Source organism: Thalassobacillus sp. B23F22_16 (genome assembly GCF_043496955.1).
GTDB classification, from domain to species: domain Bacteria; phylum Bacillota; class Bacilli; order Bacillales; family Halobacillaceae; genus Thalassobacillus; species Thalassobacillus devorans_A.
In genome coordinates this window covers 1-12305 of the sequence record NZ_JBIEKD010000014.1, presented here as the reverse complement: position 1 = coordinate 12305, position 12305 = coordinate 1, and the positions used below count along the sequence as shown (strand labels likewise).

At 42.0% G+C, this 12305-nt stretch carries 15 protein-coding genes and 1 riboswitch; of the genes, 14 read left to right on the top strand and 1 reads right to left on the bottom strand.

The window, feature by feature from the left end; translation table 11 throughout:
• Window positions 1-61: 61 nt before the first annotated feature.
• The 4 genes from ACGTNI_RS12045 to ACGTNI_RS12030 all read left to right on the top strand — a co-directional run bounded on the left by ACGTNI_RS12045 (window position 62) and on the right by ACGTNI_RS12030 (window position 1972).
• Window positions 62-355: a hypothetical protein gene (locus ACGTNI_RS12045; RefSeq protein WP_085505973.1), complete on the top strand. Its 294-nt coding sequence runs from the start codon at window positions 62-64 to the stop codon at window positions 353-355.
• Window positions 356-440: 85 nt separating this feature from the next.
• A riboswitch (cyclic di-GMP riboswitch) is annotated at window positions 441-549 on the top strand.
• 26 nt (window positions 550-575) lie between these two features.
• Window positions 576-737, top strand: coding sequence for an anti-repressor SinI family protein (locus ACGTNI_RS12040; protein ID WP_394462694.1), 162 nt, complete (start codon window positions 576-578; stop codon window positions 735-737).
• Window positions 738-1036: 299 nt separating this feature from the next.
• Window positions 1037-1528 (top strand): hypothetical protein, encoded by a 492-nt coding sequence (locus tag ACGTNI_RS12035; protein WP_085505971.1) that lies wholly within the window; start codon window positions 1037-1039, stop codon window positions 1526-1528.
• A 231-nt stretch (window positions 1529-1759) separates the two neighbouring features.
• Entirely contained in the window at window positions 1760-1972 is a 213-nt protein-coding gene (locus ACGTNI_RS12030) for a helix-turn-helix domain-containing protein (protein WP_085505970.1), read from the top strand.
• 190 nt (window positions 1973-2162) lie between these two features.
• Here the strand turns inward: ACGTNI_RS12030 and ACGTNI_RS12025 are convergent, their stop codons facing one another.
• Window positions 2163-2804 carry a YigZ family protein gene (locus ACGTNI_RS12025; RefSeq protein WP_085505969.1) on the bottom strand — a complete coding sequence of 214 codons (642 nt, stop codon included), beginning with the start codon at window positions 2802-2804 and terminating at the stop codon, window positions 2163-2165.
• Window positions 2805-2963: 159 nt separating this feature from the next.
• Here ACGTNI_RS12025 and ACGTNI_RS12020 point away from each other — a divergent pair, with 159 nt between their 5' ends.
• From ACGTNI_RS12020 to flgL, 10 genes are all read left to right on the top strand, one after another.
• On the top strand, window positions 2964-4112 hold the full coding sequence (locus tag ACGTNI_RS12020) for a sensor histidine kinase (protein WP_394462691.1): 1149 nt from the start codon (window positions 2964-2966) through the stop codon (window positions 4110-4112).
• A gap of 164 nt (window positions 4113-4276) precedes the next feature.
• Window positions 4277-4957, top strand: coding sequence for a response regulator (locus ACGTNI_RS12015; protein WP_394462689.1), 681 nt, complete (start codon window positions 4277-4279; stop codon window positions 4955-4957).
• Between the two features lie 194 nt (window positions 4958-5151).
• Window positions 5152-5994 carry a DegV family protein gene (fakB, locus tag ACGTNI_RS12010; protein ID WP_085505967.1) on the top strand — a complete coding sequence of 281 codons (843 nt, stop codon included), beginning with the start codon at window positions 5152-5154 and terminating at the stop codon, window positions 5992-5994.
• Window positions 5995-6035: 41 nt separating this feature from the next.
• Window positions 6036-7475, top strand: a complete 1440-nt coding sequence (locus tag ACGTNI_RS12005) for an ATP-dependent helicase ComFA (RefSeq protein ID WP_394462687.1) — start codon at window positions 6036-6038, stop codon at window positions 7473-7475.
• A gap of 1 nt (window position 7476) precedes the next feature.
• Window positions 7477-8160, top strand: coding sequence for a ComFC family protein (locus ACGTNI_RS12000; protein WP_085505966.1), 684 nt, complete (start codon window positions 7477-7479; stop codon window positions 8158-8160).
• A gap of 64 nt (window positions 8161-8224) precedes the next feature.
• On the top strand, window positions 8225-8485 hold the full coding sequence (locus tag ACGTNI_RS11995) for a hypothetical protein (RefSeq protein WP_085505965.1): 261 nt from the start codon (window positions 8225-8227) through the stop codon (window positions 8483-8485).
• A gap of 104 nt (window positions 8486-8589) precedes the next feature.
• A complete protein-coding gene (gene flgM / locus ACGTNI_RS11990) occupies window positions 8590-8856 on the top strand; it encodes a flagellar biosynthesis anti-sigma factor FlgM (RefSeq protein ID WP_394462685.1) in 267 nt (88 codons plus the stop codon).
• A 13-nt stretch (window positions 8857-8869) separates the two neighbouring features.
• Window positions 8870-9361, top strand: coding sequence for a flagellar protein FlgN (locus ACGTNI_RS11985; protein ID WP_176223924.1), 492 nt, complete (start codon window positions 8870-8872; stop codon window positions 9359-9361).
• A gap of 18 nt (window positions 9362-9379) precedes the next feature.
• The gene (flgK, locus tag ACGTNI_RS11980) at window positions 9380-10966 is read left to right on the top strand and encodes a flagellar hook-associated protein FlgK (protein WP_394462683.1); all 1587 of its coding nucleotides are present in this window, start codon (window positions 9380-9382) and stop codon (window positions 10964-10966) included.
• Between the two features lie 9 nt (window positions 10967-10975).
• Entirely contained in the window at window positions 10976-11857 is an 882-nt protein-coding gene (gene flgL / locus ACGTNI_RS11975) for a flagellar hook-associated protein FlgL (protein WP_085505961.1), read from the top strand.
• Window positions 11858-12305 lie beyond the last annotated feature (448 nt).

The following is a 12305-nucleotide window of genomic DNA, read 5'->3' as shown; positions in this document are numbered from 1 at the left end:
TTTCTGATGTGCTTGAAAAGGGAAAATAAACATATCACGAAATAAGAAAGAAGGGACAGAAATGCTCCAAAACAAAAGGAATATTCTTAAACTTAAAGAAATCCGGCTTGATGATCAACGTATTTCCTTTCAACGAGCATGCATCGAAAGGTTTGATTACGAATGGGTGATCGAAGTCATAAACCCTGCACCTTCCCCTTCAAGCGAGGAGGATAGTTTCGTTACATCCATCAGTTTTATCCAGGAAGATGGTACGCAATTTGATGATGTTGATATCGAATCCTTCCAGCTTTCTTCAGAAGAACATGAAAATGTCTACTTATTCCATATGTTTCCGGATGAAAAACAGGACTAATGAACTACGAAAATGATGATATTTTACTAGATAAATGACGGGAACCATAGTAGAATAAAAGATATCAGAATATTTTAATAAGTCGCTTTTGAAAAGGCAAACTTATCTAAAGATAAGGACGCAAAGCTACGGGTCTAAGGCCTGCATACGAGGAAAACTACATATTTAAGGGCTACGATCGCCGGGCTGCCTAGGGTGATGAGTGATGGAGGGATCATTCATGAAAAGAAATCAGCTGGACAGTCGGTTGGATTTGGAATGGATAGTGCTGATGGAAGAAGCCCGAGCCTTAGGGATTACGAAAGCGGAAGTGGAGCATTTTTTAAAGTTGCGGGAGACAAGTGCCCAGGAGAAGCCACTAAATATGATTTTCACCAAATGATAGAATACTAGATAAAGATCGGCTGGAAATCAGCCCATATAACGATAGCATCTGGTACAAGCAAGGAACAATTCAAGAGAATATAAAGTAAAAAGACAAGCTGTGTTGGCTTCAGAGCACATGGCTTGTCTTTTTATCTCTATAAATAAATAAGTAAAACTAAAACTTAGCCGTAAGAATTTGGCGATAAACCAAGTTTTTCTAACTACCAGTATTTTTTACTTTTCATATCTTTCAAAATACGTCATAATATATATAAAATACTGAATATTCAGATTTTAAATGGAGGGTGGTCAGATATGTTATCTATTAAGATGTTGAAGCCCTATTATGTTAAAGACGACGAGCACTATGTCCGTGTCGTTCTGGCCTACCAGTATTTTTCGTTATATGTCGATGGAGAGCTCTATCATTTTGTCCCGCTTGAAGCAAAAGAAATTATTATTGATCGCGATAAAAAGAAAGTACACAATGTCTTGGATATCTTTGTATTTCAACGAGGTAAAAAGATGATTTATGTATCGATCACGGATCTTCTCCAACTGCCTGACTTTCTGACTCACTTAAATTCGATTGTACGTCCGTATTTGAATGAAAAACCGGAAGCCAAAAGCAATAAACGAAAGGTAGATCCAGTAATGAAAACAAAAAATCAGAAGGAAGAAATGGAATTAGATGTTCTTTTCAAGGAATTAGAGCAACTTAATTTTAGTCGTATGATTGATATGGCTTTGGATAATCGAGACCGGGACACATTTTATGATTTATTGGATAAAAAGAATTTTGCATGAAGAAAGGCACTCCACTTTTTAGTGGAGTGTCTTTCTTTGGAAATACTATTTATTAGAAAAATAAGTATAGATACATAAAGTGAAGAGATTGGAAGGAAAAATGTTTTCTGAATTATAATTTGACTATTTTCTTTTCCAAGTTAATTCTATATACTTATAGTATCATTCGTTATAATGAACAGGAATTTTTAATATTAAAGTCTTTCAGGAAAAATGGTGAGGGGGGTATTCATGGTTGGGGATCGTATAAAAGAGTTGCGGGAGAAGCGTGGCCTGTCCTTAAGTGCTCTAGCTAAATATTCGGGTGTCTCTAAGTCTTACATTAGTAATATTGAACGAGGAATCCAGACAAACCCTTCTTTAATTGTTATGAAAAAATTAGCGGAAACGCTGGATGTTCCCTTAGATGATCTGGCAGCATGGAAAATGGGGAAAGGCGATTGAGTTATCATTGTATTTATATAAAGATCTGAACAAGCCAGGCTCGGTATAATTACTGAACCTGGCTTGTTTTTTGTCGGTTAAAATAATCATTTTCCCGTAAATATCATAATAAGCTTCAGTATTTGACGTTTTTATCGCCATAGTTTTATTTCCCAGGAAATATTTTGTCAAAAATTAAAGGTAATTAGTTTTACTTACCGGAGACATTTTGTTCTATATAACTAACTTCCCCTGGTTGGATAGTGGCCTGATCACTGGTCAGGTCAATGACCCATTTAGAAAATGAATCTTCTAGTTCATTTTCAACAAATACAATGAATTCCACGTTTTCCAAATAATTTATTTCTTTTAATAAGTAATCTGAATTTCTAAGGCTGTTCTCCAACTTCCCTAGCAGTTTATAATCTACGGTGATTTTCATTTCCTTCATCAGTTGTCGTTTAACTATCCCGGTAGACTCGATAGCGGCGGAAACCGTACTGGAATAAGCTCTGATGAGACCACCTGCCCCGAGCTTAATGCCGCCGAAATACCTCGTTACAACTACTGCAGTATCTTTCAACCCTTTTTTCTTCAAGACTTCAAGCATTGGCACTCCTGCAGTCCCACTTGGCTCTCCATCATCGTTCGCCTTTTGAATTAAATCGTGTTCCCCAATTAAATAAGCAGAGCAATTATGAGTAGCGTCGTTGTGCTTTTTCTTGATCTCCTGGATAAACAATTGGGCTGCTTCTTCTGTCTCGCAACGTTTTATGTAACCAATAAACCGTGACTTTTGGATGGTTATTTCTTCAGAACCTTCAGCTTTTACTGTATAATAGCTTTCTAACATAGTAATAAAACCTCCTAAGAACTTTATTATATAAGGGTTTCTATCTACCGGCAAATGAATTAACCATAAGATGACCAATAAATAAATTCCAGCAACACCCCCACAAAAATACTTAGGAAATTCGAATGAGTATGTGAATATTGATGGAGGAGTCGAGCGATGAAAGAGACGAGAATTGAGGAAAAAGCACTTGATGATGTCATTGAAGAAATGATAGAGAATGTCACGAACAGCAAGGATGAGATCTTCCATATAGGAGAAGAGTCCCGAAGTGAATTTGAGATACTTCAAAAAGAGCTGCAAGAGACAAAAAGACAGGTCATTTCTCTCATAGATGAGGGGGACAAGCTCGAACAGCGGGTCCGATTATCCCGAAAGCGTCTATCAGAAGTCAGCAAATATTTCGATCAATATTCAGAAAGCCAGATCCGTGAGGTTTATGAACAGACACACCAATTGCAAATGGATCTGTCTGTTAAGAGAGAAAAAGAAAAACAGTTGAGGGAACGGCGGAATGATCTTGAGCGACGGCTGAAAAGCCTGGAGTCAACTGTCCAGCGGGCGGAAGGACTGGTAAGCAAGATATCGGTTGTTCTTAATTATCTGAATGAAGACTTTCGCAATGTCTCGGAGGCGCTGGAAGACGCTAAAGAAAAGCAGGAGTTTGGGTTGCGAATAATTGAAGCTCAGGAAGATGAACGAAGAAAACTTTCGCGGGAAATTCACGACGGACCAGCTCAAATGCTCGCCAATGTAATGATCCGATCTGACCTGGTGGACCGGACATTCCGTGAACGCGGTGTTGAAGAAGCCTTGGCTGAAATCAAAAGCGTAAAGCAGATGGTTCGATCTGCTTTGTATGAAGTACGGCGGATTATTTATGATTTGAGACCGATGGCGTTAGATGATTTGGGTTTGATCCCTACCTTGAAAAAATATTTACACACGGTAGAGGAATATAACGACAGCTTAACGGTGCCTTTTACCAATATGGGTAAAGAAAGACGTATCGACAGCAAATATGAAGTTGCGTTGTTTCGCCTGGTGCAAGAAGCTGTTCAGAATGCAGTGAAGCATGCGGAGGCTACTGAAATCCAGGTAAAAGTAGAGTTGAAGCAGAAGGCTGCTATTTTAATCATTAAGGACAATGGCAAGGGGTTTGACACTGCAGTAAAAAAAGATAAATCATTCGGACTTTTAGGAATGAAGGAGCGTGTCGATATGCTGGAAGGCGAGCTTACCATTGATTCTAAGATTGATGAAGGAACAGCCGTTATTATCCAGATTCCTTTGGAAAGGGAATTTTAGGCAAGACTACCTAAATCTTAAAAAATGATTTATAATGAATAATAATATAGGAATATAGACTTATATTTTGTTCGATACTTCAATTTGAAGTTTTTTGAGCGGAAGTATAGGGAATTTAGTCACGTAGTTTACCCAGAAATTATGAGATGGGGAGGAAAAGGACAATGCCAACACAAATCGTATTGATTGATGACCATAAACTTTTTCGAGAAGGCGTTAAGCGAATTTTAGACTTTGAAGCCAGCTTTGAAGTTGTAGCAGAAGGTGACGATGGGGATACAGCGGTGGATTTGGTGGAACAGCATGATCCTGATGTTGTATTGATGGATATCAATATGCCGAATATGAATGGGGTTGAGGCAACTGCCGAACTGATCAGCCGTTACCCGGAATTGAAAGTGATTGTACTCTCTATCCATGATGATGAAAACTATGTAACCCATGCGCTGAAAACCGGGGCACAGGGCTACTTGTTGAAAGAGATGGATTCCGATGCTCTGATTGAAGCTATCAAAGTGGTAAGCGAGGGCGGTTCTTACCTTCATCCGAAGGTCACCCACAATCTGGTTGCTGAATACCGTCGCCTCTCCGAAACTGCTGAGAACGGTCAGTCCTTCCAGACAATTGAATACCGGAAGCCATTACATTTGCTGACACGTCGCGAATGCGAGGTTCTACAGCTTTTGGCTGATGGAAAAAGTAACCGGGGCGTCGCTGAATCATTGTACATCAGTGAAAAAACGGTTAAAAACCATGTAAGCAATATCCTGCAAAAAATGAATGTAAACGACCGCACGCAGGCGGTAGTAACAGCTATCAAGAATGGCTGGGTTGAAGTACTTTAATTGTGGATAAAGCCTCTGGACGACTCGTCCAGAGGCTTTTTAAATGATCTGCGTGTTGATATAACAGTGATACTCACTTTTGTAGTACATGGAGTATTATTTTTATTTCCATAGCACAGTTTGATGAAAAGTGGCTGTCGTTCATGTAAAATGAAAGCAAGCAATAGAAATAAGCAGAAGGAGCACGATGCCCTATGAAAACAGCGGTGTTGACTGATAGTACGGCATATATACCTGAAGGCCTGCGCAACGCCTATCATATACATATGGTTCCATTGAATGTAATCATAAACGATGAATCCTACCGGGAAGAAATTGATATCCAGGCTGGTGAATTTTACGACATGATGCGTCAAAGTGAAGAATTACCTAAAACTTCGCAGCCATCCATCGGTTATGTGACAGAAAAACTGGAGGAGCTTTCCCGTGACTATGACGCGGTTGTGGCTATCCATCTTTCCAGTGGTATCAGTGGAACCTACCAGGGGACTGTTACAGCAGGTGAAATGGTCGAGGAAATCGATGTCTATCCATTTGATTCTGAATTGAGTGCTATGATGCAAGGTTTTTATGTGCTGGAGGCAGCTGAAATGGCAGATAACGGGGCAACACCGGCGCAGATTTTGTCTCGATTAGAAGAAATGAAACAGACCATGCGTGCTTATTTTATGGTAGATGACTTGACTAATCTCTATCGTGGAGGACGGCTATCAGGCGCACAAAAAATTGTCGGAAGTCTGTTGCAGGTGAAGCCGGTGCTGCACTTTGTCGATACAAAAATTGTCCCGTTTGAAAAGATCCGTACGAGAAAAAAAGCAGTTAAACGGATTATTTCGTTATTTGAAGAGGACGCTAAAAAAGGAGATACAATAAAAGCATCGGTTATCCATGGTAATTGTGAAGCTGATGCAGAAGAGATCAAGCAGGATTTAGAATCACGTTTCCCTAATATTGAAGTAACAACCAGCTATTTTGGGCCAGTCATCGGTACGCACCTTGGTGAAGGCGCACTTGGACTTGGCTGGTATAAAAAATAAGGAGGGGCTTCTCCCTCCTTTTATAACTGGAGTGATCCCAATTGAATAAGTTATTCTCCTACTTCCAGGAATTATTTTTCCACGATTTCTCCTGGATTCCTTCCTCACTGGAAAGAGCAACAGCCCCTCCCGATCCTCGCCATGAGCACTTCTCTGCCTTCTTGACTGGCAAATTATTGCTACGCAATGAAATTCCTTTAGATAATGAATCATTTCAGCAAATGGAATCATCTGAACTGCTCGCCACGATTCCCGCAATCGAAAAACACCCGTGGGGATATAAATGCCGCCGCTGTGGTAATCGAAAACGTCATCTGTTCGCTTCCCTTCCTGATGGAGCGGTCTATTGCCGGAACTGTATTATGATGGGGCGTGTTTCCGAAAAGGAACACCTATATGCTTATCGACCTGATGTCCAATGGCCAAAGCATGTTGACGCCTGCCAATGGAATGGGGAACTGACGCCTGCTCAACAACATGCTGCAAACCAAATTCTATCTGCCATTGGTAAAGACAGCCTTCGACTTTTAGTCTGGGCGGTGTGTGGGGCCGGCAAAACAGAAATGCTGTTTCCAGGATTAAACCTTGCTTTTGCCCAGGGGAAGCGGGTTTGCCTTGCAACGCCTCGTGCTGATGTTGTTCAGGAGCTGCTTCCCCGTTTCCAGTCGGCATTTCCGAGCGTAGAGATCCAGGCACTGCATGGCACCAGCGATGATAAAAGTGGAAGTGCTCCATTCATTATTGCCACCACTCACCAACTGCTCCGCTTTGGAAGAGCATTTGATGTTATGATTATCGATGAAATTGATGCTTTTCCATTTCATAAGGATAAATCGCTAACTTATGCTGCTGACCGTGCGACAAAAGAAACTGCGGCCCGTATTTATCTAACAGCTACTCCCCGTCCTAAACACGAACGAGAGATTGCCCGTAAACGACTTCCGGTAGTATTTGTACCGCGGCGTTTTCATGGACACCCTCTACCTGTTCCCCAATTTATCACTGCCTTTGACTTCAGAAAGACCCTAAAACATCGTGAGCTTTCACCTAAAATCCTGAATTGGCTCAAGAAACGAGTTAATGCTGACCGTCAATTATTAATCTTTGTTCCTACGATTGAAGATGCAGTTATCGTTACCGACATCTTATCCTTCTATATCCCATCCATTACTTCCGTACATGCTTCCGACCCTGAGCGAAGCCAAAAAATTCAATCTTTCCGTGATAAATCTTATGAAACTTTAGTTACAACAACAATTTTAGAAAGAGGTGTTACGTTTCCTTCTGTTGATGTCCTGGTATTTGATAGCGGACACCATGTATTTGATCAGGCAGCCTTGATTCAAATTGCCGGTCGTGCTGGCCGAAGCCCGGACGACCCGGATGGAGAAGTAATATTTTTTCATCAAGGTAAAACGGAGGCGATGGTGAAGGCTGTGGAGACTATTTGGAAAATGAACAAGCTGGGACGGAGGATGTAGCATGCATTGTTTAAACTGTCATGAAATAATATTACATCAGGTTACCTGGTCCAACCTCTTCTCCCCTCCATCCGATAAGAAAATATGTGAAAACTGTTTTTCTCAGTTGGAAAGGATCAGCCTCCCTCAATGCTCCATTTGTGCCCGCCCTATGGATGTTAATGGAATCTGCCAGGATTGTGAGCGCTGGGAGAGTGAAGAATCATGGCGGGGGATACTTGAAAAAAACGTAGCTGTTTTTAATTATAATGAAACGATGAAAGGTATCGTAGCTCGTTGGAAGTATAGGGGCGACTATATATTGATAGAAATGTTCAAATATGAACTCCAGGAGGTATTTCAGCTGCATTTCAGTCAACAGGATCTTTTGCTTGTACCTATTCCTCTCAGCCAAGAACGTATGGGTGAGAGAGGTTTTAATCAGGCTTTGGCTATAGCATCACTAATAAAGGCCCCGGTGCGTGAAGTGCTGACTCGCATCCATGGAGAAAAACAGTCGAAGAAGAGCCGAAAAGAAAGAGTGAATACGGAAAACCCATTTCAACTCCTAGAACAAGTCTCAAAGCCTGTTCTTTTGGTAGATGACATTTATACTACTGGCACCACATTGAGACATGCGGCTAAACTGTTGAAAGAAGGAGGAGCGCCGGCCGTCTATTCCTTTACTTTGGTTCGGAGTGGATAAAAGGTTGTCGGATATGGCTGGTTTGCCGATATATTAAGTAACTGGAAAGCAAGGAGGGTTTTGTATGGAGGACAAACTATCTAATTGCCGCCGATGCGGGAAGATATTCGTGCAAAACAGGCACGCTTTATGCCAGCAATGTCTTCAAGAAGAAGAAGCCGAGTATAGAAAAATCTATGATTTCATCAGGAAGCGGAAAAGCCGTGAAGCCTCTGTCGCCGAAGTAATGGCCGAAACAGGTGTAGCGCATGACCGTATTATGAAGTTTGTCAGGGAGGAGCGGCTACGTACAATCGTATCAGATAGGCATAAGTCGCAAACCTGAGAGCCTTGAAAAAGGGAAAAAAGTAGCATTAAACTATAGAGTGGATAAGACGATAAAAAGAGTAAATATAAGTGACGGCAAACATTAGAGTGAGGTGAACGAGAATGAAAATAAACGGATCAAATCATGTTAATTTGAATCCTTATCACAAACATTTGAATAGGCAAACGGCGATGAAGCAATCTTTCCAGCAGGAAGACAAGGTGGAAATCTCCCATAAGGCAAAGAGTTTACAAGAAAACGCCAGCACGGATCCTGCGCGAGAAAAGAAGGTAGCAGATATCAAACAGTCAATTGAACAGGGAGAATATAAAGTAAATGCAGAGAAAACGGCTCAGAAAATGATTGAATTCTGGAACAGTCGGAAATAAGGGGGCTCCTGCCGTGTCTATCGTGAAGATAAACCAGCAGATAGAGAAACTGAAGCAATTACACGTAAGCCTGTTGCAGCTGACAAAAGAACGAACAGGGGTGTTAAAAGCAGGGGACACGGATAAACTCCAACAATTGCTGCCGAAAGAAAGAAAGCACCTGCAGGCGATAGAAAAGGTAGAAAATGATCGCATACAGGCAGTAGCAGAATGGTACAGACAGAAAAATATTGTAGAAGAATCCCCCCAGGCATCCCGTTTGCTTGAAATCTTAGACGATGGTGAGGAAAAAGACATATTGCAAAATAATTTGGAAGAAATGACTTCCCTCATTTTTGCACTAAAGGGACAGCAACAGTTGAATGCTGAGCTGACTAAACAATCCTTGCAGTTCATTCACATATCCCTGGACATGCTTCAGCCGGATATCAACCAAATGAACTACGGCAAAAAAACGGAGATACCACATGGTGATAAACGGTCCATATTCGATTCGAAAGCGTAAGAGAGGAGCCTGAATAAGATGTCGACATTCCATGGATTAGAGGTAGCGAAGCGCGGGCTGTTTGCACAGCAATCCGCACTGCATACAACAGGCCATAATATAGCAAATGCTAATACAGAAGGCTATACAAGGCAGCGAGTCAATTTTGAACAGACGGCTCCTTTTCCTCCTGCTTCACGAAATCGGCCGAATATTCCGGGACAAATAGGGAGTGGCGTCCAGCCAGGATCGATAGAGCGAGTACGTGAGCAGTTTCTCGATCTTCAATATCGCGGGGAATCAAATAAAACTGCCTATTGGGAAACACTGGCTGGCTCGATCGGCAAAATGGAAGAAGTGATGAACGAACCGAGCGAACAAGGACTGGCAAAGACAATGGATCGTTTTTGGGAATCACTGCAGGATTTAGCGACCAATCCGGAAGATGCCGGAGCGAGATCGGTCGTCCGCCAAAGAGGGATAGCTGTTGCGGAAACATTCAATCACCTTTCCGGCTCGTTAAAAGGAATTCAAAAAGACTTGGAGAATGAGATGAATGTCACCATCAAAGATATTAACTCCACCTTGAAGCAAATCGATCAGCTTAACCGCCAGATAGGTAATGTAGAACCGCATGGGTATGTTCCGAATGATTTATATGATGAACGCGACAGACTGATTGATGACTTGTCTCTGATGATTGATATAGAGGTGAAATATGAGTCAGGACAAGGCAATCCCAATGCTGCAGCAATGGGACAGGCAACTGTCTTTTTGGTAAATGGGGGGGATAGGGAAACCATTGTAAAAGGAGGCTCTAATGAAGAGTCTTTATCTACTCCACAATTCGAGGTTACTTTTGAAGAAGTCGGAGGGCGTAGAGTGGTGGCGGGAATATCCCTTGTTCCATCCGCTAATGAAAAGGAAGGAGCAGACTTCCTATCACAAGGGAGACTGCTGGCCTTGAAGGAAGCACATGGGTACCAGGATAGTGCAGGGGAATTAAAGGGAATGCTGCACGGTATGTCTGAGGATTTGGATAAAATGGCTTTTGCTTTCGCCAACCGTTTCAATGAAGTTCACGAAGACGGAGCAACCTTGAAGGATATCGAAGAAAAAGCGAATGGGGCAGATAAAGCATTCCGTTCCCAATCATTCTTCACTTTTGGTACTAAAAACTCGACACAGGATGAAGATGAATCTATTGGTGCAGCTGGTCGTCTGAATGTTCATCAGGCAATCAAGGATGATACGGATAATATTGCTGCAGCATCCCGGCTTCAGCCTTTTGGGGGCGATGGAAGTAATGCGCTCGCTATGGCAGAGGTGAAGGATGAAGTGCTTCCTGAACTAGGTAAGGCTGTAAGTCTAAAAAGTTTTTATGAAGGCGTAATTGGAAAGATGGGTGTCGAGGCACAAGAATACAAGCGTCTGACGGATAACTCGACAATTTTGAAAGAATCTGTTGAACAACGCAGGCAATCTGTCAGTGCCGTCTTCCTTGATGAAGAAATGACGAACATGATCAAGTACCAGCATGCCTACAACGCTTCAGCGCGTAATATGACTGCCGTAGATGAAATACTTGACCGTATCATCAATCAAATGGGATTAGTGGGAAGGTAGGTGAGTAACGTGCGTGTTACGCAAGGAATGTTAAGTAATAACATGCTCCGGAACCTCGGGAACAGTTATGAGCGGATGGGGAAATTTCAGGACCAGCTTTCCACCGGAAAAAAAATCACGCGCCCTTCTGATGATCCTGTGGTCGCTATGAAGGGGATGAATTACCGTACCCAACTTAATGAGGTGAAGCAATTTCAGCGGAACCTTGGAGAGATACATAACTGGATGGAAAATTCGGATAGTGCCATGGACAAAGCGACACAGGCGATGCAGCGTGTCCGGGAACTGACGGTCCAGGCCAGCAATGGAACTTATGACAAAGAACAACGGGAAAATATTGCAAAAGAAATCTCCCAATTGCGGGATCATCTAATTGATATCGCTAATACAAAAGTGAACAATAAATATATTTTCAATGGTAATGACACTTTGACCCCCCCTATCCGTCAATTGACAGAAGGCCAACTAGATATTAGTGAAAATAAAGGGACAGTGAACATAGAGATTTCTAAAGGTAATGCTTTAAAGGCCAATGTTGACGGAGGCAGAGTATTTTCAGAAGACTTATTTCGTGATCTGAAAGGCTTGGAAGAAGCACTGTCTTCTGGTGAAGAGGGGGAATTAAACAGCTACCTTAATATAGTGGATGGGCATATCAATAATATTGTGGACGAGCGTGCTGATCTAGGGGCCAGGATGAACCGTGTGGAACTGGTGGAAGACCGGCTGGCTCAGCAAGAAATAACAGCCACGAAAATTTTATCAGATAATGAAGATGCGGATTTGGAAAAAGTAATCACAAACTTGAAAACTCAAGAAAGTGTGCATCGGGCAGCACTTGGCGTAGGCGCGCGAATCATTCAGCCAACCTTGATGGATTTTTTACGATAAGCTATCTGACATTAGATAGCTTTTTTTAATAAAGCTCTGTTAAACGTAGTTGAATTACCCTAAGTCAGTTATTCAACCAAAGGACCGAAAAGTCGAAGACTTGATTTCAAGATAACAAGGGTTCTTTACCATAATGGCGTCAGGGCTGGTCGGGAAACTACTCGCTTTCCTGCGGGGGACCTGGCAAGCCTCCTCAGGCTTTCGCCTTTGCGGGGTCTTGCCTAGATCCTCCTCCCGCGGGAGATTCCTGTGGGATTCAGTAGAGGGGTCTTGAATGAAAAAAAGCCCTCCGTTATGATGCATTTGTACAACCAAATACAAACAAACATCAAAAGGAGGACTTCCCCTTGAATTCTAATAGGAATGCTAAAATAAATCAAATCTCTGGAGAATCCTTAGTGATCGGTATCGATATCGCTAAAAAAACCCATTATGCATGCGCGGTCGA

What these genes read in the sequence shown, in the direction of transcription:
- ACGTNI_RS12030 (WP_085505970.1), top strand. Translation starts at nt 1,760, where the DNA reads ATGGTTGGGGATCGTATAAAAGAGTTGCGGGAGAAGCGTGGCCTGTCC.
- ACGTNI_RS12000 (WP_085505966.1), top strand. Translation starts at nt 7,477, where the DNA reads ATGCATTGTTTAAACTGTCATGAAATAATATTACATCAGGTTACCTGG.
- ACGTNI_RS12040 (WP_394462694.1), top strand. Translation starts at nt 576, where the DNA reads ATGAAAAGAAATCAGCTGGACAGTCGGTTGGATTTGGAATGGATAGTG.
- flgK (WP_394462683.1), top strand. Translation starts at nt 9,380, where the DNA reads ATGTCGACATTCCATGGATTAGAGGTAGCGAAGCGCGGGCTGTTTGCA.
- ACGTNI_RS11995 (WP_085505965.1), top strand. Translation starts at nt 8,225, where the DNA reads ATGGAGGACAAACTATCTAATTGCCGCCGATGCGGGAAGATATTCGTG.
- ACGTNI_RS12045 (WP_085505973.1), top strand. Translation starts at nt 62, where the DNA reads ATGCTCCAAAACAAAAGGAATATTCTTAAACTTAAAGAAATCCGGCTT.
- ACGTNI_RS12025 (WP_085505969.1), bottom strand. Translation starts at nt 2,804, where the DNA reads ATGTTAGAAAGCTATTATACAGTAAAAGCTGAAGGTTCTGAAGAAATA.
- ACGTNI_RS12035 (WP_085505971.1), top strand. Translation starts at nt 1,037, where the DNA reads ATGTTATCTATTAAGATGTTGAAGCCCTATTATGTTAAAGACGACGAG.
- ACGTNI_RS12015 (WP_394462689.1), top strand. Translation starts at nt 4,277, where the DNA reads ATGCCAACACAAATCGTATTGATTGATGACCATAAACTTTTTCGAGAA.
- flgM (WP_394462685.1), top strand. Translation starts at nt 8,590, where the DNA reads ATGAAAATAAACGGATCAAATCATGTTAATTTGAATCCTTATCACAAA.
- ACGTNI_RS12020 (WP_394462691.1), top strand. Translation starts at nt 2,964, where the DNA reads ATGAAAGAGACGAGAATTGAGGAAAAAGCACTTGATGATGTCATTGAA.
- fakB (WP_085505967.1), top strand. Translation starts at nt 5,152, where the DNA reads ATGAAAACAGCGGTGTTGACTGATAGTACGGCATATATACCTGAAGGC.